The sequence below is a fragment of the Microcoleus sp. PH2017_34_RAT_O_A genome (assembly GCF_020737885.1).
GTDB lineage: Bacteria > Cyanobacteriota > Cyanobacteriia > Cyanobacteriales > Microcoleaceae > Microcoleus.
The window spans coordinates 109,337-128,394 of the sequence record NZ_JAEQDD010000042.1; the positions used below are offsets into that span (position 1 = coordinate 109,337).

A 19,058-nucleotide genomic window follows, 5' to 3' on the forward strand; every position below is an offset into this window, starting at 1 on the left:
CCATTACCCATTACCAATGTCTCGACCAACATTATATATTGCCATCACCAATCATGGATTCGGCCATGCCGTCCGAGTTTCCTCCGTAGCTGCAAAAATCCAAGAATTAAACCCAGATATCTTACTAATTATCACCACAACTGCACCTCGTTGGCTGCTAGAATGTTATATTACTGGTGATTTCATCCTCCGTCCCCGCGCTTTTGATGTCGGAGTTGTGCAGGCTGATAGTTTGCATATGGATCAAGAGGCGACTCTCGAAAAATTGCGGGAAATTCGGGAAAAGCAAAATTCACTAATTGCAGGCGAAGTGAATTTTCTTAAGCAAAATCGCGTGGGTTTGGTGCTGGCAGATATTCCTCCTTTAGCAACGCGAATGGCCGCAGCGGCTGGGGTTCCTTGCTGGATGATGAGCAATTTTGGGTGGGACTTTATCTATCGAGATTGGGGCGGAGAATTTGACGAAATGGCGGATTGGATTGGTGAATGCTTCGGAAAGTGCGATCGGCTTTTTCGTCTTCCTTTACACGAACCGATGCCAGCTTTTCCTAATATTGAAGATGTCGGCTTGACTGGCGGCAATCCTCGCTACAGTAATGATAAAATTCGGGAAGTATTTGGAATTGAATCACCGCCGGAAAAAACTGTGTTGCTGACTTTTGGCGGACTGGGTTTAGAGGCAATTCCTTATCACAATTTACAGCAATTTAGCGATTGGCAATTTATCACTTTTGATGCGGGAGCTCCCGATTTGCCGAATTTGATTAGAGTCAAACATCAGCAGTTTGCACAATCTTTCCCAATTTTACCGCGCCCGGTCGATATGATGCCTGTCTGCGGCCGCATGGTTTCTAAACCGGGATACAGCACTTTTTCGGAAGCTTTGCGCTTGGAAATACCTGTTGTTTCTATCATGAGAGATGGTTTTGCCGAAGCTGCTGTCTTGTTGGAGTGGCTGGAAAAGTATGCGGAACACCAAGTTGTGACTGCGGCGGAGTTTTTTGAGGGGGATTGGGGGTTTTTGCACAAGCCGCTGCACCCGCCCCGTTTGTCGGATAAGTTGGATAAGCACGGTACGGAGGCGATCGCCCAAGCTGTTGTAGACTATTTTAAAGATGAGGATTAGGATGACGGCGATTGAAATCTCGTCTACACCAACAATAGACGAACAATTGCATTCCCAAGCTTTGCTATCTTGAAATTATCTGCGTTTATCTGTGTTAATCTGCCTGACATCTGCGGTTGACATATCAATTAAAGATTGATGCAAAAAATCTAAAATCTAAAATCTAAAATCTAAAATCGAATGCTTCATCACCAAGAAATACTCAAAATTAAAACTACAGGCAAGTCTCTGTACAATATCAGTCTTAAGATAGAAGATGTGGTAGCAAATTCAGGTATTAAAACAGGACTTTGTAGCTTGTTTTTGCGCCACACTTCTGCTAGCTTGGTGATTCAAGAAAATGCTGATCCGGATGTACTGACGGATTTGGCTAATTTTTTGGCGAAACTGGTACCGGAGGGCGCAAGTTACATTCACGATGCCGAAGGCCCAGACGATATGCCGGCGCACATTCGCACTGTACTGACTCATACTTCTGAACAAATCCCGATCGCACACGGTAGATTATTGTTAGGAACTTGGCAGGGAATTTACCTTTGGGAACACCGCCAGCGGGGCCACATTCGCGAACTCGTGGTTCACATCAGCGGCAGTTGACAGGATGGGCATGGGGCATGGGGCATGGGGCATGGGGCATCGGTAACTGGTAATTGGTAATTGGTTGCTACTCATTTGTGATTGGTATCCCCTTACAAATAACAAATAACAAATAACAAATAACTACCGACTGCTGACTGCTGACTTTATTTATTAGAACGTTCGATAGGAATTTGTACTTCACTGATTTTAGTGGCTTCCGGCGTCATGGGCGAATTGTAAAAAAAGCGGCGCGGCGGCCCGACTATTTCGTATTCGGGATGCTGTTGAAGCCAATCTTTGAGTTGGGAGAGGTTATTTTCGTAGCTTTCCCAAGTGTAGGCGCCGCGCACGCCGATACTGACAACTGTCATCGGTGAAGTATCCGTGACTTCCACAGCAGGGTTAACGCTGCTGGGGGCGATATTTGGTGCGGGATACAGGAATGAAACTTCTGCAACAGGAATTGCATCGATTTGCTCGGAAGTTGCAGTGTAGCGCGCTTCTACTGGCGTTGTCATCGCAATTTGGTTGTTGCTGATGTGTTGAAACAAAGGATTGAATGCGATTCCTGTCGCTTGTCGCAAATCGCCCGCGTGGGTGTAGGTGACAGCGCGGTACTGAGGATATTGCTTAACTTCTATGACGCCAATATTTGCGGGTTCAGGAAATCCACTTGGTAATACCATTTTTGATGTTTGATTTGAGGTTTTACACTAAACAATGAGGAAAGACTTACTCCGCAAGGGTTTTAAACTTGCGGGCAGTTGCATTGTTTTTGGCAACTGTTATAAATAGGTTGAGATTGTTTGCAGACGATCGCTCTAGTGGCACAATCAGTTTAGCAGTTATTCAGGGTGCTGCTAACTGTCGATCGCCTAAAATTAAGTTTAGAGATTTATTAACTAACCTCGTAATAATACGGACGGCGCTAAGTAAGCAGAGAAACATTAATCAAGTTGTCCTTGGAAAATGAGGGTTTTTCAGGGGCGTCTGCTATTTTTGTCGGAAAATATTCCGCTGTGAAGTCGATCGAGCTGTGCGTTCTCAGCTATTCTCACACCGATCGGGTTCAACTACAGGGTCAATTATATCGCTTTCAGGGAATGACATATGAACAAGATTCTAGTGATTGAGGACGATAGAGTAATTCGCGAGAATATTCTCAAACTCCTCAAAGCTGAAGGTTTCGACGTGACGGGTGCAGAAAATGGAGCGATCGGCTTAAATGCGGCGGTGTCAAATCTTCCTGACGTGATTCTTTGCGATGTAATGATGCCGCAACTTGACGGCTATGGGGTGCTGGCGGCATTGCGATCGCATCCTGTTACTGCTACAGTACCTTTTGTGTTTCTGACTGGTAAAGCCGAGCGCTCTGAAATGCGCCAAGGCATGGAATTGGGAGCTGATGATTACCTGACTAAGCCTTTTACTAAAGCTGAACTTGTAGGCGCCGTATCGAGCCGCTTGAAAAAACAAGCAGCTTTGGCCAAACAGCAGAGTAATTTGCGATCGGAAAGCAACGAATTGCTGCAAGAAGCCGCAGATAAATTAGAGCAGATAAAAACAAATCTGTGCGGCGCCCTCGATCGAGAAGAATTCCAAGTTTACTATCAGCCGCAGATCGATGTTCAGACGGGTCAAATTATGAGCGCCGAAGCCTTAGTGCGCTGGCTGCATCCAGAAAAAGGGCTGATTTCGCCCGCCGAATTTATTCCAGATGCTGAAGCAACTGGTTTCATCGTACAATTAGGCGAGTGGGTTTTGCAAACAGCTTGCAGGCAAATGCAACTTTGGCAAAACGCTGGTTTTTCCTTGCAGCAAGTAGCGGTAAATCTGTCGCCGCGCCAATTTAACCAGGCGAATCTCAGCAGCAGAGTTGCCGAAATTTTAGCAGAAATTGGTTTAGCACCGAGCAGTTTGGAATTAGAACTCACCGAAAGTATGATGGTGAAGGATGCCGAAAGTGCGATCGCTACTTTGCAACAATTGAAAGATTTAGGAGTTTCTATATCTATTGACGATTTCGGCACAGGCTATTCTTCCTTAAGCTATCTGACACAATATCCCTTCGATGTTTTAAAAATTGACCGCTGTTTTATCAGCAACATTACCGATGGTTGCACAAATGCAGCGATTGTGAAAGCGATTATTGAAATGGCGCACAGTCTCTGTCTTGAAGTAGTTGCCGAAGGAGTTGAAACAGAAGCAGAAAGAGATTTTCTCTGGCGCTACGAGTGCGATGCTATGCAAGGATACTTGTTCAGCCCTCCCGTGCCGGCCGCGGATTTTGAGGAGTTGCTAGTAGAGGGGAAATAAGCTGTACTGCATCTAGATTGTGTATGCTGTTCGAGAGGGAGAGGACTATAACTGCTTCGCTCGGAGGGTAAAGAAAGGAGGAGAGAATTTTTGATGGTCATCGCAATATACAATTTAAATTCAGTACAGCTTACTTATCGGCTACTGCCACTCTTTCTGTCTCGATAAATATCAATAAAACCTTTGTAATTTTCTTTCTATCAAGACAGATAATGTACGAGTTTTGGGTAATAAATATTTATGATAATTTTAATAAAATTTTATGGTTTAAGCTGAGATAAACTGACTTAAAATGATAACATAAAATCTCTGCTTTAGCGCATACAAGTTCCCCCTGATATCAAATCCGATTCGATCGTTCTGTATTCATCTCTATCTTCCCTCTCTGTGCCCTCTGTGTTCTCTGTGGTTAAATCATTCCGATACAACCAGAAGAGAAGCTAAAAAAATAAATATTCCTCCAGGTTTCCAGCCAAAATTAAGAGTTCGATCTATGCTGTTACCATTTAAATCGCCAAAAGCAGATACGCAAAAAACCAAGCGACACAATCCCTCGCGGGTGCGCGATCATTTAGCAAACGAGCGCACTTATTTAGCGTGGATGCGAACAGCGATCGCCCTGATGGGTTTTGGCGTCGTCATCGTCCGCCTGCGAGCCTTCCACCCGCCTCTTTTGCCGACTCCGGGTAATGGCTGGAAGTTGGGTTTGCTGTTTTCTGTGGTGGGTTTGCTGACAGTGTTAATTTCCACTCAGCACTACTTTGCTGTGCGTCACGATATCGATTACGATACTTACGAACCTACGGACAGGTGGGTACTGCTGTTTAGTTTGGCGATCGTACTTTTGGGCATGGGAGTAATTTATTTTATCTTTTCAGTTCCCGGTACCGCAGCTAGTTTCATGAGTCCCGAATAATCCGAGTGTTTCCTAAATATATCTAAAAATATATAGCCTTTCTCAAAAAGATGAGGTATAACTGGCAGATCGTATAACCGCTTAGACTAAGAGGGCTAAAGCCCAACAACGTACCTCATCTTTCGCTAGATCCGCTATATCTAAAAGTGCGATCGCCCCAGATATTTCCTTCAAGCCGATGACAGTAGACGAGGAAAAACTCAAGCAGGAAAATCTGTCAAAGGCGATCGATCGCTCTGCAAACGAACGAACCTTTCTGTCGTGGATGCGAAGTGCGATCGCCCTCATGGGTTTTGGCGTCCTGATCGTGCGGTTTCGCGTCGTGCAAATCCCCATACAGCACCGTCACGGCACGGGTTGGAAGTTGGGTTTAGTCTTCTCTCTGGTGGGTTTAGCAACCGTGTTAATCTCAACTAAACAATACTTTATTGTGCGCCGCCAAATTGATGAGAATACCTACGAACCGTCAGATGGGTTGATATTTCTCTTCAGTTTAGCTGTTGGGTTATTGGGGATGGGAGTAATTTTTTTTATTTTTGCAGCCGCCGTAAGTTCGCGCAGTTTTGTTATCCCCAATTGATTGCACAAAGCATTGATACCATCTCTAGTAAATCACCCGTCACAAAAAAGGTTCGTAGTCAGGACTTTAGTCCTTCTTCCTGAGGACTTTAGTCCTCCTTAAGAACCACTTTTATTATAAAAACTACTGGTATTATAGTATTTAGAGAGCAGCACGATGGGACTGCGCTGAAAAGTTGCCAGATGTGGGAGTATCAGCAATATTTGAGATATGGCACTATTCTCAATAAGTTATTGAAAAGCGGGCGGGACAGCCCACAATCAAATTAATTCTTTGTGGAACAGGCAAAACGCCTGTTGTTGAGAATAGTGCCATATATCCAAAAAATCGGACTCGACGCTTGAAACCACGTCAGAGTCAAACTCTCGTCTAGGCCAAGCAGACTAAAGAACAAACAGCGTTTTTGGGCGAGATGATGTGTAGCTAGGGCAATATAGAAGATGTAAGGTACGAATTGATCTATCTGAGGTGCGATCGCCCGCAATTTATATCACAATAGTTATTTCAGAAGCCTACAGGCCTCAGCTTTGACAAATTATCAGAATAGTAAATTCTAACAAAAACAGCACTATGGGAAAACCAACAGGCTTTATCGAATTCTTGCGCGAATTGCCCTCCGAACTCTCACCAGTCGATCGAATCCACAACTGGGACGAATTTCACCTACCGATGGAGGAAGACAAACTCCGCAGCCAAGGCGCGCGCTGCATGGACTGCGGCATCCCATTTTGCCACACGGGCAGCATCATCAGCGGCATGGCAAGCGGCTGCCCGATTAACAACCTCATCCCCGAATGGAACGACTTAGTATATCGGGGATTGTGGAAAGATGCCCTAGACAGACTGCACAAAACCAACAACTTCCCCGAATTCACCGGCAGAGTCTGTCCCGCACCCTGCGAAGGCGCTTGCGTGCTCGGCATCAACAACCCGCCTGTCACGATTAAAAATATCGAAGCGTCGATTATCGATAAAGGCTGGGATGAAGGCTGGATTACCGCCGAACCACCAGCTAAACGCACCGGCAAAAAAATCGCTGTTATCGGTTCCGGGCCCGCTGGTTTGTCGGCTGCGGCGCAATTGAACAAAGCCGGTCATTTGGTAACTGTATACGAAAGAGCCGATCGACCGGGAGGCCTGTTAATGTACGGCATCCCCAACATGAAATTGGACAAAGAACAAGTCGTGATGCGCCGCCTCAAAGTCCTCGAAGACGAAGGCGTAACATTTGTCTGCAACACCGAAGTCGGGAAAGACTTACCAGCCGAACAACTGCTAAAAGAATACGACTCAGTTGTAATCTGTACCGGCGCCACCAAACCCCGCGACTTAGGCATCGAAGGGCGGGAATTAAAAGGCATCCACTTCGCGATGGACTTTTTGACAGCCAACACCAAAGCAGTATTAGACAAGAGCACCAACGATAACTTCATCTCCGCCGAAGGCAAAGATGTGGTGATTATCGGCGGTGGCGACACCGGCACCGACTGCGTGGGCACCTCCATCCGCCACGGCTGCAAAAGCCTGGTACAGCTAGAAATCCTGCCCAAACCGCCCTCGGAACGGGCAGCCAACAATCCCTGGCCCGAATGGCCGAAAGTCTACCGCTTGGATTACGGCCAAGAAGAAGCCGCAGCCAAATTCGGCGATGACCCGCGCGGCTATCTCACCACCGCCACGAAGTTCGAGGGCGACGAAAAGGGCAACGTCAAAGCCGTGCACACTGTTGAGGTGGAGTGGGCGAAAAACGAGAAAGGACAGTTCATTCCGAAGCAAATTCCCGGTACCGAGAAAGTCTTGTCGGCGCAGCTTGTCTTGCTAGCGATGGGCTTCCTGGGCCCGGAACAGCCGCTGCTGGATGCGCTGGGATTGGAACGCGACGCGCGCAGCAATGTGAAAGCCGAGCACGAAAAGTATACAACGAGTATTCCGGGAGTTTTCGCGGCGGGGGACTGTCGCCGGGGTCAGAGTTTGGTGGTTTGGGCGATTAATGAAGGGCGCGGCGTGGCCCGGGAGTGCGACCTTTATTTGATGGGTGAAACCGATTTACCTTAGTTGATTGATGCGATCGATAGGTTCGTAGTAAGGACTTCAGTCCTTTCTTTGCTTGCGGACTAAAGTCCTCACTACGAACCAAAATAGGTTTGTAGTAAGGACTTCAGTCCTTTCTTTTCTTGCGGACTAAAGTCCTCACTACGAACCAAAATAGGTTTGTAGTAAGGACTTCAGTCCTTTCTTTTCTTGCGGACTAAAGTCCTCACTACGAACCTATTTTAGTAGAAAGTAGGGTGTGTCGCCACGAATAATTCTCGATATTTGCCAAGATTCAACGAGCGACGCACCACCACCATCATCAAGGGGGTAAAAGCCCGGATTTAGTATTAGATAATCCTAGCTACAATGTTCTTAGTTAAGTTTGTTTACTCAAATATTGTCGCTGTAGTTCGTTGATTCCTTGTCCGGAGCGAGGAACGAAGCAATCCCAGCGCTGATTCCTTGTAACGAAGCAATCTCAGCACTGATTCCTTGTCCGCAGCGAGGAACGAAGCAATCTCAGCGCTGATTCTTTGTCATTGCTAGGAACGAAGCAATCTCTATAGAATGTGTAATTCCTGAGAGAATTTAGCAATCCTGTTGATATTGAAGCGCTAAATCTTCGATGAGTTCCACCATTGCGCGAACCATCGGCATTTTAGTTAGAATTTCGATCCAATACCATTGTCCGTTGGGATTAAGTTCGATAAAATAGAGCGTGTCGTCCTCGTCGCGAATAATGTCGAATGCACCAAAATTTAAGCCTAACTCGTCAAGCATTTGATGGAGTTTGTTGAGGTAATCAATTGGTAGCTTGTCGGGAACGTGAACGAGTTTATCCGGTTCGGTGACGCGCCAATCTAATGTCACGTCTGCATCGTTGGTATGTTTGGCGTCAATGCGACAGACAAAATCATGTTTACCCATTAATGTAACGCGATATTCTGCCTTCTTCTGAATGCGTTTTTGAATAAAAATAGGTGCCAATCGAATGCTTTCTCGAAATGCTTCAAGTGTTTCTACATCAATGGGGCGAGTATAGCAAGCGTACTGTTTTTCATCATGTAGGAATCCAGAGTAGCGCATCGGTTTGACAATGCACTTTCCCTGTTGTGTCACAAAGTTGCAAGCAGCATCGTAGGAATTTGTGACAAGTGTTGGAGGGATAGTAATTCCCAGTTTTTGAGCAATGGGGATTTGGTTGATGCGATGGGATGGCAATCTAATCTTGTAGTAGTTATTGACCCACCTCGCTTTGGGATATAAGCCAGACAGAGAGTATATTAAAGATTCTGTTTCTTCTTGACAATACTTGATTGCCCAAGCATCATCAACTTCTGGAAACACTTGATAATCTTGTGGTTTGCGCCACCAAATCACGCCAATATCTTGAACTTCTTTCAAGGAGTCTTCAAAGGACAAAAAACTTTGACTGGGATTGCCAGAAGCTTGCCACGAGTAAGCATATTTGCTTGTTTTAATAAAACTTTCTGAATTCAATCGAATTGCTCGAATATTTGAGTTTTGCAATTCGTTGATAACGACATCTGCATGAATGTCTGTCTCGGAAGTCACGATTAAAAGGTCAGTCATACTATTTTATATTTTAGATTTTAGATTGGAAATGATGGATTATGTATGGGTTTCGAGCTTGTATGCGGTTGGATTTTTTTTGAAACTGGTATCGCAATCAAACTAATTGAAATAATGTTGACAGTGAAAGACCTGTCATGCAAAAATTCATACAGGTCTTTCAAGAACATAAAGGGCGATCGAATTATTTCTTAGTAATTCAAAATTCTAGTCGTCCTCTTGCTGGTCGTCATCACTAGGTTCAAACTGAAAAATACTGGAGCCAGCACGAGTAGACCAGGAGCCGCTCATGGAGGTGATGTTAGAAGTCTGCGTGCTGGGATCGTAGCTAGCTTGCTCTTCGGAAATGCCGTACTTGGGCGAGATGCTCAGGTGCATCATCAAAGGATTTGCTTTTTTGTCGAGAGCGAGTTGGGTAGTCGTCATAAGTTAGTTTCTTTGAGCGATGATTTGATATTCACAATGCTACAGCTTGCCAATTAATTTGTATAGTCGAAAAAGGTCGGATAAAGTCGTATAATATAAAAAGTTTTGATAAAGCTTTAATCGTTTTTGTATTCAAGGCGAAAATAGTCGGATCTAGACGGTTTTAGTTCGATCGCTCGGATATTGGGAGGAGGCGCGGGTGAACGTTAAGGAAGCACTGGCTTTTGCGGATGAAGTTGTCTTTGCGAAAACTGGCAAGCATTTAGATGATATGCAAGTTGGTGTGATTGAGGGCGTTTTGAAGCGGCAAAAGTACGGCGATATTGCCCAAGGGCTGAACTGTACTGAGGGTTATGCTAAAGATGTGGGCTACGAGCTATGGCAGTTGTTCTCTGATGCTTTTGGAGAAGATGTTAATAAATTAAATTTGCGATCTGCACTGATTCGGAAGTCGATGATTAGCAATGTTACAGGCGGCGTCATTAGTGGAAATCATGTCGCTCGCGGTCATGTAATTGGCTCTTTAAATATCTGCACATCACAGGAAGAGTCGCCTGAGTTTTTGCGGGGAAAGCAGCAGGCGAAAATTGAGGCGATTGCTCGCTTGCAAGCAATAGGATTGAGCGATGAGCAAATCGCGCAATGTTTGGATATGACGCTAGAAGAGATTCGACAAGTCGATTTAACAGAATAGAAGTAGTCACTACAAACCAATTTTAGTAGTTGTAGGATGCGTCGAAATTAAAAATCTCTCGCCTTGCATATCGAAAATCTCATAGATCCGCACCGGGTGAAATAGGTATCAGGTGCGTCAGTTTGGAGATGATCGATTATTTACACAATCGTCGAAGCTGACGCACCCTACGATTCTAATTCATCTTAAATGCCCCAGGCGATAAATGAAATAACTCAGCTAATTTCTGAATTTGACTCACCGTCAGTTCCCTGTTACCATTCAAAACCTCAGCCACCAAAGACTCAGTAGAAAAAATATCAACCAAGTCTTTTTCTGAAAGAAGACCGGGCGGTTGAAACCGCGTCTATACAGACAAAACCCGCCTCCGCGGGTTGAAGACCCGGCCGTTTAAATTACGTTGTTTTCTTCAGTCCACGGAGGTGGACATTGTTTGTGTAGACGCGGTTTCAACCGCCGTCTTATTGGGGATTCTCGCTTTTCCATCCCCAATCAACCAAAATTCAACGGATCGACATCAATAGTCAGACTAACAGAACGCGGCGTACGATCGCGCAACCCGACCAAATCCGACAAATCCAGCGACTCATCCACAGGTAACTTCAGCAAAATCTGCCACCGATAGCGGTTCGCCACCCGCATAATCGCCGCCGGTGCAGGCCCCAACATCTCGCAGCCAGTCACCGAAAGTCGATCGATATACTGTTGACAAACAGACGCCAATTGTACCGCAGTCACCGCCACCTCCGCCGCATCCACACTACTCAACCGCAACAAAATCAACCGCCCCGAAGGTGGATAATTCAGCGCCGCCCTTTCTGCTAATTCTGTTTCCACAAAACTTGTATATTCGTGCCGCTTCACAGCTTGAACCACTCGATGTTCGGGAGTGTAAGTTTGAATAATTACCCGCCCCGGATCGTCGCCTCTACCCGCACGGCCCGCAACTTGAGTTAAAGTTTGAAAAGCCCGTTCGCTGGCGCGATAATCCGATAAATTCAGCAATCCATCAGCAGACACAACTCCCACCAATGTAACTTGAGCTAAATCTAACCCCTTCGTCAGCATTTGCGTACCAAGTAAAATATCAGCTTCCCCATTCGCAAATTGAGTTAACAATCGGCGGTGATCGCCCTTATTTCTAGTAGTATCGCTATCAAACCGAATCGCCCGCAATTCTGGAAACAATCTCGTTAATTCCTGTTCCACTCGCTGAGTGCCGCTACCGAAGTTTTTGAAGTAAGGAGAACTGCATTCTGGACAATTTTGAGGATGTCTTTCCGTGTGGTTGCAGTAGTGACAGCGCAGGATTTCTGCTGTGCCTTCGCCGACCTGGTGATAAGATAGAGAAACATCGCAATTCGGGCATTCCATCACATAGCCACAACTCCGACAAGACACAAACGTGCTGTGTCCTCTGCGGTGAATAAATAGGATGCCTTGCTGTTGTCTTGCTTGCAATTGTTCCAGGGCATTTTGCAAAGAAGTGCTGAAAATTGAGCGGTTCCCTTGCCGCAATTCTTGGCGCATATCCACTACTTCCACGGGCGGCATCGGGCGGGAATAAACGCGCGTTGGTAATGATAAATAATGGATAGTTGGTAACGAGTGATAATCTCGGCGCGTCCCTACCAACGTCTCTAAAGCTGGCGTTGCGGAACCTAAAATTAACGGACAATTTTCTAATTCGGCGCGCCATTTGGCAACGGTGCGGGCGTGGTAGCAGGGCGCTGGTTGGTCTTGTTTGAAGCTGCTGTCGTGTTCTTCGTCGAGGATAATTAAGCCGAGGTGCGGTAATGGTGCGAAAATGGCCGATCGCGTGCCGATGACAATTTGTGGCGTTCCTGTGAGCATCTGCCGCCATGTATCGTAACGTTCGCCGTCGGATAGCCCGCTGTGGTACACGCAAATTTGCTCGCCAAACCGGGCGCGGAATCTGTCTGTCAGTTGCGGTGTCAACCCGATTTCCGGGACGAGCACGAGGGCGGATTTGCCACTGGCGAGGATTGGGGCGATCGCCTGCAAATACACTTCAGTCTTACCAGAACCGGTAACGCCGTGCAACAGCACTTGACGGAATCCCGAAAAACTGTTAATAAACCCTAAAGCTTCAGCTTGAAAACGAGTTAAAGTTTTCGGTGCATCGGGTAATTGAGCAATTCCGCGATCGCCCCTGAGAACTTCCCTTTGATCGATGACAACGCTACCTTTCTGTTCCAAATTTTTGACAACCGAAGCACCCGCGCTGCAAATTCTCAGCAAATCATTCATCCACATTTCACCGCCGCCGCGCCGCAAAACTTCCAATACTTCTTGTTGGCGCTTAGTTAAATCCGTGACAAAGGCGCTGGGGATTAATATCACTGCCGGTTTGAGTTGTGGTTTCGGAGGATTGGGCGGTTCTAAATAACTTTCTACCCAACCGCGTTGCAATAAATCTTTCAATCCCCGATAACTTCCCTTGACTTGGCGCTGAAGGTATTGCCAAGTGTAATCGCCCTTTTTTTGAGCTTGCAGCAATTGCAAAATTTGACTCGCGGCGGGATTCAAAAATGTTTCGGCATTTGGAGAAACAGCATCTTTAATTAACCGAATTCGGCGCACGGAACGGCTTAACAAACCGGGTGGCAGCGAAGCTCTAATTACTTGAATTAATGTTGTACAATAATAAGCAGATACTCGTTCGAGCAATTGCCAGTAAGTAGGCGGAAAAAAGCCCGTACTGACAACATCTTCGACATCTTTCACCCGCCCCGGATCTAAGTCTGCCGGCAGTTGAGAAACGAACCGAATTGCGATCGCCCCTACCTGTTGGCTGCCAAAGGGTACACTCAAAATATCCCCCGGCTGCACGTTCAATTCCGCAGGTAAGCGATAGGTAAATAACTTGTTTTCCTCCCCCGGCGAGTCCCCCGCGCCCCTGAAAGGAGAGTCCACCAACACCTCGATCCACTGTGCCGATGTGGTGGGGCGTTGCGGCGGTTGGCTGCTACCGTAGGATGCCCCGGCCTCTGCCGCGGAGGGGGTTAATAAACCAAAAGTGACAGTAGACATAGGGTTTCACATCAAACTAGGAGGAGCCGCGGTCATAGGGAGTTTTTATTATCCCTCAGTTTAGCTTATTAAGACTAAAATCCCTGAAAAATCTCGCTTCTAACTTAGTCTAGATCCCCCTAAATCCCCCTTAAGAAGGGGGACTTTGAGAATACTCCTGTCCCACCCCCTACTCCCCTTTTTTAAGGGGGTTAGAGGGGATATAGATCCTAATAGTCAGACAGCAGAGTGATAATACATTCGCAGCTCAAATTGACACACTTTGCTCGCGGCGCCGTTTCATTAGCCGATATCTGTAAATTAGTCAACTAAAAATATAGCCTTTCTCAAAAAAGTGAGGTATGCCCGCTAGTCTTATGCGGGTGCATCTGGTTTTTGAAGCCTGAAGAAGCATGACCGCATATAAGTTATTAGTTATAATCCCATATTGACGGAGGTCATGCTTCGCCCCTACGGATATATTTGCCTTGCGCCAGATGCACCCTCTTATGCCCTATGCCCTATGCCCTATGCCCTATGCCCTATGCCCCATGCCCATTAGTACCTCATCTTTCTGAGAAAGGCTACAGCTTAGATTAACTGCGGGATTTGGCGATCGGAATCTCGATCGCAAATTCAGTCCCTTCTCCCACTGTCGATATGCACTCCAACCTCCCGCCGTGTTTGTCCACCACAATTTGATAGCTAATTGATAGCCCCAAACCTGTACCTGTACCCACTGGTTTTGTCGTAAAGAAAGGGTCAAAAATTTTTGTTTTCACTGCGTCATCTATTCCCGGCCCATTATCCTTAATACTGATTTTTACCAAATTGTTTTTTGAAATAAATGTACTAATTATAATCTGACCTTGAGAGTGAGCTTGATGTTTTTGGGAATCGTGATTTTCGGGATTGTGCAAAGCATATATAGAATTACTCAAAATATTCATAAATACTTGATTTAGCTGCCCCGCATAACATTCAATGAGTGGCAAATCTCCATAATCTTTGACAATCTCAATCTCCTTAAAATTGGGTTTGGCTTTGACAGCACTCTGTAAAATCAAAAGCGTGCTATCAAGTCCTTGATGAATATTCACTGGTTTGAGGTCTGATTCATCCAAGCGAGAGAAATTTCGCAAACTTAGTACAATTTCACGAATGCGATTAGTACCCACTTTCATTGAAGACAATATTTTCGGCAGATCCTCGCCGACAAACTCCAGATCGCTATCTTCAATCAAATCTGCAATTTCCGCCTTAGGATTCGGATATTCCTGCTGGTACAAATCGATTAAACTTAATAGGTTGTGACTGTAGGTACTAACGTGAGAAAGATTGGCGTGAATGAAATTAACAGGGTTATTAATCTCGTGGGCTACACCAGCGATCATTTGACCGAGGGAAGACATTTTTTCTGTTTGAATTAGTTGAGCCTGGGTTTTCTGTAAATCTTGCAGAGTTTGTTTGAGTTGTTTAGATTGAGCAGTAGCAGTAGCCGCAAGTTTATCCTTAAGTTCTAAAATTTGACGCATTTCTGCCTCAGCGTGCTTGCGCTTGGTGATGTCAAAAATTACTCCGTCAAGCCAGAGAAGATCGCCGTTTTCATTAAATATGCCTTGACCTTTGTCTGACACCCATCTCACAGTCCTATCCGCTCTAATAATGCGGTACTCGATGATATAATCCCGTTTTTTCAAGATTCTTTTATCGATAATCTTCTGTACCATTGCTGCATCTTCAGCATGGATGATACTGTTAAAACTTCGCACTCGATTGTCAATAAAATCGGTGGCGGAGTAGCCCGAAATATCTGCGATCGCATCACTGATAAACTCGATCGTCCAGTCGGCATCGAATACCCATCGATAAACCGCACCCGGGAGATTGGAAACCAAGCTTCTGAAACGTTTCTCGCTGTCTTGGAGCACCTCCGTATCAGACTGAATGCGATCGCCCATTTGGTTAAAAGCGGCCGCAATCTGAGCAAGTTCATCAGATCCTCCCAGTTGCGCGCGCGCGTCCAATTTTCCTTGGCTGAAGCTATTGCTCGCTGCTACCAGCCTCGCAGCCCGCCCTGTCAAGGTTTTATCAAAAAACAACCAGACAATTATGCAAAATACAGCTAACCCAATACTCGTTTCGGCCGATCGCTGCAAAGTATCTGCATAAGATTGCTGCTTGAATAACAAAATATCATACTCTACCAAAAGAATGCCGACTCTCGAAGGACGAACTTCTCCCGGCTGGGCCCCCAACAAAACCGGATAAATTGCCCAGGTACTCTCTTTATTTTGAGCAAGCTTGACTTCTCCTGACATCTTTTCCCGAACTTTGAAAAATTCTTCTGGCAAATAGTTAGGTAACGAGATTTCGGCGATCGGGTGATTCCGCAATTCGTAACGGGTTGCCAAAATTACTCGGTTATTTTCATCACAAAGCAACGCTAAGCGGATATTTCGCTCGCTACCCAACTTGCTAATTGCGATTTCCACTTGCTCAACATCTCCTCTGCGGTACAAATATTCCAGCATTCCTGAGATTTGATTTGCAGAAAACTTTAAATCGTTAATTCCTTTTTCTTCTTGCCGCCGATACGACTGATGTACCTCTCGTTCAAAAGAAAATAAACCCAGCAAACTGCCGAAAGTCAACAGGATTAAAGGAATTGATAAACGTAGAGAAAAAGGGAATTGTTTCATAGTTAGAAATGATATAAATTTGAGTTCCTAGATTGTTGTTGCTAATTTCAACCCAAAATATGCAAATCAATAGTCACTTAAAACTCATATTTGTTCCCGACTAACTAGAATTATAATCGATCAATATTTCACTTTCTTGACCAATCTGTCGTCCAACAAAGGAGCAGGATTTACAGCTTTTGGCAGCAACTTGTTTTCTAGCATCACTTGAGACAATCGCTTGACGCCATTCAGCAATGACGGATCTGTTTTCCCTAGTAACTTTTGATTTTCTTGGAGGCTTGGACTGCTCAGCCCTTTTAAAGATTCTAAGAATTGTTCTGGAGTCACTCCTGTGCGGGGAGCGATGCGAATAGCAGCATCCTGGGGATTTTTTGTCAAGTAATCTAGGGCACGAAACCGACCGTCAACTAAAGCCTGCAAAGCCTTGGGCTGCTTGTTAATTACATCGTCGCGTACTATCAGAACATCGACAATTTCACCGGGGATTTGCGAACTATCAAACAGTTGTTTTGCGCCTACTGCTAGCAGCTTTGTCCGAGCATATCCAAAGGTAACAACAGCATCTACCTTTCCATCTTTAAAAGCTCGTTCATGTTCCGATACTCCTAAAGAAACAATTTTGATATCTTTAGGTGACATACCTTTTTGTTCTAAGGCACGGGTAATTATGAATGCTCCTAGTGCAGTAGATTCGACGCCTACTGGTCGGTTTTTTAAGCCTTGCAAATTTGGAATCTCTGGTTTGCCGAGAATCACATCCCCACCGTTAGAAAAATCCATTACAACTACAATCTTTACGTCGGGATTGGTTGCTGCCAATACCAAAGCTTGGTCGATGGATATGCCCGCTGCTTCAATTTCTCCATTTCGATAGGCTCGTACCTCTTCTGTACCTGAAGGGTAATCTACTAATCGAATAGGAGTATTGTCATAGTACCCTAAACTGCGAGCCAAGTACAGAGTTTCATAGCCAGGCCAAACATTGGCACCGACTCGCAAAGGGGCTTCTGCTTTCGTGCAACTAGCTAATATCACTGTACACAGGGTGACTGTCGCAATGCCAAGCATAAAGCTTTTTAGTTTCCGGCTCACTTTTTTCCAAAACTTGAGGTCAAACATCAGAAGATTTTTCAGCATATACTTAGGTAAGCTCCTGCTTATTGATTAGTAAATTATACTTGTTGGTCAGCACTTAAGTTCAGGTGGTGCGATCGCCAATATTGACCAATATATTCAATATAAACACCGATCGCCAACTTCTAGCAGCGACTTGAAAGTGAATAATTGCCCTGCAACAAATAACCTGTGACCAACAACTTTGTAGCCAACCTGCGTGGGTACAAGTATTAACACCAGTTTTATAAAGTTTTGCGATAAAAGTATTCGTAGGATGTGTCGCTTGCGATAAATTACTGGCATTGAATTGCAAATCTGATAGCGACGCACCTTACCCATCGGGTAGAGCAAGCCCAACAATTGTTTTGTAGCACGATTTGTTATAAATGATATGAATAGCATTGCGATCGAGTTTTGCGATAAAAGAAGTGTTGGGAAAGAGTGAAACGGATGATTATTTACACCGCAGAGAGTTTGTCAGGTGCGTCGCGGTGAGATTGTGGATATGCAAGTTGAGGTATCCCAATGCCAAATGCCCTGTTTGCCAAATGCCCTGTTTGCCAAATGCCCTGTTTGCCCAATGTCCATGAGTACCTCATATGGGAGATGGAAAGGCTATAACTCCCATGTGTCGATCGCACTTACACACCAGCGCCATTTTATGGTAGGAATTAATACTTGCGAGAAAATCGACACAGCAGTTCACATTGGGAGAGTATTGAATGTCAGGTAGCGAAGTCCGTGCAGACTTTTGGATGAGCGAGTACATTACCCCTTGGGATATTTACGTTCACGGCATCATCGGCGTGCTCGCTTACAAAAAAACTGCCTACCAGGAAATGTACGTAGTTCAAACCGGCACCTACGGTAAAGGCTTAGTTTTGGACGGCAAATGGCAATCTTGTACAGGCGACGAGTTTCTGTACCACGAACCCCTCGTGCACCCAGCCATGATTGCTCACGGTTCGCCCAAAAAAGTGCTAGTTCTCGGCGGTGGCGAAGGAGCTACAATTAGAGAAGTGTTGCGCTGGAAAAGTGTTGAAAAAGTAGTGATGGTAGATATTGACGGCGAAGTAGTAGAAGCTTGCCGCGAACACCTGCCAGAAATGCACCAAAACGCCTTTGACGACCCCCGTTCCGAAGTAGTAATCGGCGACGCTTTGGACTATTTAGACAACACAGATAACGATTGGGATATTGTGATTTCCGACTTATCCGATCCCATTGAAGAAGGGCCATCTTTCCAGTTGTTTACCAAGGAGTATTTTGAGAAAGTCCGCAAAATACTGTCACCTAACGGGTATTTCGTAGTGCAAGCGGGCCCAGTTTCTCCAGCAGAAATGAAAATGCACGCCCGCATTGTCAACACCCTGAAATCGGTTTTCCCCAACGTTCAATCCTGCACCAGCTTTATTTCTACCTACGGAGCTCCTTGGGGTTTTGCGGTAGCTTCCAGCCAAGAAATAAACACGCGGCCAGAACCTGAAGTTACCGACAAATTGCTCGCCGACAAAACAATTGGTGGGTTGCGGATGTTAGACGGGATTACACTGTTGGGACTGATGCAAGTTCCCGGTCACTTACGAAAAGTAATCGCCGAGGAAACCGAAGTTTACACGATCGCAGCACCGCCTAAATTTTTCGGGAAAGGGTCTGTCGGTCAGTGAAGTTAAATTGAAAGAGAAAAGTCGTTTGGAGTAACTCACATGGGCAGTTTAATCCGCATAGTCGCTGCAATTTTTATTCCCCCGCTGGGCGTATTTTTGACCGTCGGAATTGGAGGTGATTTTTGGATCAACCTGGTTCTGACATTTTTGGGATTTATTCCCGGCGTTGTTCACGCTATTTGGGTAATTGCCAAGCACGATCGGGGCTAGGTTGATATCAAAAAGACCTGTAAGGGCGGGTTCACAAACAATATCTGTCAGCAGCGCAGGGAT

Annotated in this window: 16 protein-coding genes; 9 read left to right on the plus strand and 7 right to left on the minus strand. The window is 45.4% G+C overall.

The window, feature by feature from the left end:
* Positions 1 to 16 precede the first annotated feature (16 nt).
* Together JGK11_RS15985 and JGK11_RS15990 are read left to right on the plus strand one after the other, a co-directional pair.
* Positions 17 to 1,126, plus strand: a complete 1,110-nt coding sequence (locus JGK11_RS15985; RefSeq protein WP_293197762.1) for a glycosyl transferase — start codon at positions 17 to 19, stop codon at positions 1,124 to 1,126.
* Positions 1,127 to 1,306: 180 nt separating this feature from the next.
* On the plus strand, positions 1,307 to 1,723 hold the full coding sequence (locus tag JGK11_RS15990) for a secondary thiamine-phosphate synthase enzyme YjbQ (protein WP_293176624.1): 417 nt from the start codon (positions 1,307 to 1,309) through the stop codon (positions 1,721 to 1,723).
* Between the two features lie 146 nt (positions 1,724 to 1,869).
* On the opposite strand, the gene JGK11_RS15995 is transcribed toward JGK11_RS15990, so the two are convergent.
* The gene (locus JGK11_RS15995; protein WP_293176626.1) at positions 1,870 to 2,391 is read right to left on the minus strand and encodes a heme-binding protein; all 522 of its coding nucleotides are present in this window, start codon (positions 2,389 to 2,391) and stop codon (positions 1,870 to 1,872) included.
* A gap of 424 nt (positions 2,392 to 2,815) precedes the next feature.
* Between JGK11_RS15995 and JGK11_RS16000 the strand changes: the two genes are divergently transcribed.
* The 4 genes from JGK11_RS16000 (at position 2,816) to gltD (ending at position 7,572) form a co-directional block, all read left to right on the plus strand.
* On the plus strand, positions 2,816 to 4,021 hold the full coding sequence (locus JGK11_RS16000) for an EAL domain-containing response regulator (protein WP_293176628.1): 1,206 nt from the start codon (positions 2,816 to 2,818) through the stop codon (positions 4,019 to 4,021).
* A gap of 493 nt (positions 4,022 to 4,514) precedes the next feature.
* Positions 4,515 to 4,937 carry a DUF202 domain-containing protein gene (locus tag JGK11_RS16005; RefSeq protein WP_293176630.1) on the plus strand — a complete coding sequence of 141 codons (423 nt, stop codon included), beginning with the start codon at positions 4,515 to 4,517 and terminating at the stop codon, positions 4,935 to 4,937.
* 178 nt (positions 4,938 to 5,115) lie between these two features.
* Positions 5,116 to 5,517 (plus strand): DUF202 domain-containing protein, encoded by a 402-nt coding sequence (locus JGK11_RS16010; RefSeq protein WP_293176632.1) that lies wholly within the window; start codon positions 5,116 to 5,118, stop codon positions 5,515 to 5,517.
* A gap of 570 nt (positions 5,518 to 6,087) precedes the next feature.
* Complete coding sequence (gene gltD / locus JGK11_RS16015; RefSeq protein ID WP_293189191.1) at positions 6,088 to 7,572, plus strand: glutamate synthase small subunit; 1,485 nt, start codon at positions 6,088 to 6,090, stop codon at positions 7,570 to 7,572.
* 567 nt (positions 7,573 to 8,139) lie between these two features.
* On the opposite strand, the gene JGK11_RS16020 is transcribed toward gltD, so the two are convergent.
* On the minus strand, positions 8,140 to 9,144 hold the full coding sequence (locus JGK11_RS16020; RefSeq protein WP_293189189.1) for an MvdC/MvdD family ATP grasp protein: 1,005 nt from the start codon (positions 9,142 to 9,144) through the stop codon (positions 8,140 to 8,142).
* A 207-nt stretch (positions 9,145 to 9,351) separates the two neighbouring features.
* A complete protein-coding gene (locus tag JGK11_RS16025) occupies positions 9,352 to 9,570 on the minus strand; it encodes a hypothetical protein (RefSeq protein WP_293189187.1) in 219 nt (72 codons plus the stop codon).
* 199 nt (positions 9,571 to 9,769) lie between these two features.
* On the opposite strand from JGK11_RS16025, the gene JGK11_RS16030 reads away from it, so the two are divergent.
* A complete protein-coding gene (locus JGK11_RS16030; protein WP_293189185.1) occupies positions 9,770 to 10,264 on the plus strand; it encodes a hypothetical protein in 495 nt (164 codons plus the stop codon).
* Between the two features lie 175 nt (positions 10,265 to 10,439).
* Here the strand turns inward: JGK11_RS16030 and JGK11_RS16035 are convergent, their stop codons facing one another.
* The 4 genes from JGK11_RS16035 to JGK11_RS16050 all read right to left on the minus strand — a co-directional run bounded on the left by JGK11_RS16035 (position 10,440) and on the right by JGK11_RS16050 (position 17,139).
* Positions 10,440 to 10,571: a hypothetical protein gene (locus JGK11_RS16035; protein WP_293176642.1), complete on the minus strand. Its 132-nt coding sequence runs from the start codon at positions 10,569 to 10,571 to the stop codon at positions 10,440 to 10,442.
* Positions 10,572 to 10,756: 185 nt separating this feature from the next.
* Positions 10,757 to 13,318, minus strand: a complete 2,562-nt coding sequence (gene priA / locus JGK11_RS16040) for a primosomal protein N' (protein ID WP_293205152.1) — start codon at positions 13,316 to 13,318, stop codon at positions 10,757 to 10,759.
* Between the two features lie 575 nt (positions 13,319 to 13,893).
* Positions 13,894 to 15,999: an ATP-binding protein gene (locus JGK11_RS16045; protein ID WP_293212262.1), complete on the minus strand. Its 2,106-nt coding sequence runs from the start codon at positions 15,997 to 15,999 to the stop codon at positions 13,894 to 13,896.
* 120 nt (positions 16,000 to 16,119) lie between these two features.
* The gene (locus JGK11_RS16050) at positions 16,120 to 17,139 is read right to left on the minus strand and encodes an ABC transporter substrate-binding protein (RefSeq protein ID WP_293176648.1); all 1,020 of its coding nucleotides are present in this window, start codon (positions 17,137 to 17,139) and stop codon (positions 16,120 to 16,122) included.
* A gap of 701 nt (positions 17,140 to 17,840) precedes the next feature.
* Here JGK11_RS16050 and JGK11_RS16055 point away from each other — a divergent pair.
* The gene (locus JGK11_RS16055) at positions 17,841 to 18,785 is read left to right on the plus strand and encodes a fused MFS/spermidine synthase (protein WP_293176650.1); all 945 of its coding nucleotides are present in this window, start codon (positions 17,841 to 17,843) and stop codon (positions 18,783 to 18,785) included.
* 39 nt (positions 18,786 to 18,824) lie between these two features.
* Positions 18,825 to 18,995, plus strand: coding sequence for a YqaE/Pmp3 family membrane protein (locus JGK11_RS16060; protein WP_293205156.1), 171 nt, complete (start codon positions 18,825 to 18,827; stop codon positions 18,993 to 18,995).
* Positions 18,996 to 19,058: the final 63 nt, after the last annotated feature.

Bases quoted from the DNA above. Each gene is read 5' to 3' on its own strand.
- JGK11_RS15985 (WP_293197762.1), top strand. From the start codon at position 17: ATGTCTCGACCAACATTATATATTGCCATCACCAATCATGGATTCGGC.
- JGK11_RS15990 (WP_293176624.1), top strand. From the start codon at position 1,307: ATGCTTCATCACCAAGAAATACTCAAAATTAAAACTACAGGCAAGTCT.
- JGK11_RS15995 (WP_293176626.1), bottom strand. From the start codon at position 2,391: ATGGTATTACCAAGTGGATTTCCTGAACCCGCAAATATTGGCGTCATA.
- JGK11_RS16000 (WP_293176628.1), top strand. From the start codon at position 2,816: ATGAACAAGATTCTAGTGATTGAGGACGATAGAGTAATTCGCGAGAAT.
- JGK11_RS16005 (WP_293176630.1), top strand. From the start codon at position 4,515: ATGCTGTTACCATTTAAATCGCCAAAAGCAGATACGCAAAAAACCAAG.
- JGK11_RS16010 (WP_293176632.1), top strand. From the start codon at position 5,116: ATGACAGTAGACGAGGAAAAACTCAAGCAGGAAAATCTGTCAAAGGCG.
- gltD (WP_293189191.1), top strand. From the start codon at position 6,088: ATGGGAAAACCAACAGGCTTTATCGAATTCTTGCGCGAATTGCCCTCC.
- JGK11_RS16020 (WP_293189189.1), bottom strand. From the start codon at position 9,144: ATGACTGACCTTTTAATCGTGACTTCCGAGACAGACATTCATGCAGAT.
- JGK11_RS16025 (WP_293189187.1), bottom strand. From the start codon at position 9,570: ATGACGACTACCCAACTCGCTCTCGACAAAAAAGCAAATCCTTTGATG.
- priA (WP_293205152.1), bottom strand. From the start codon at position 13,318: ATGTCTACTGTCACTTTTGGTTTATTAACCCCCTCCGCGGCAGAGGCC.
- JGK11_RS16045 (WP_293212262.1), bottom strand. From the start codon at position 15,999: ATGAAACAATTCCCTTTTTCTCTACGTTTATCAATTCCTTTAATCCTG.
- JGK11_RS16050 (WP_293176648.1), bottom strand. From the start codon at position 17,139: ATGCTGAAAAATCTTCTGATGTTTGACCTCAAGTTTTGGAAAAAAGTG.
- JGK11_RS16055 (WP_293176650.1), top strand. From the start codon at position 17,841: ATGTCAGGTAGCGAAGTCCGTGCAGACTTTTGGATGAGCGAGTACATT.
- JGK11_RS16060 (WP_293205156.1), top strand. From the start codon at position 18,825: ATGGGCAGTTTAATCCGCATAGTCGCTGCAATTTTTATTCCCCCGCTG.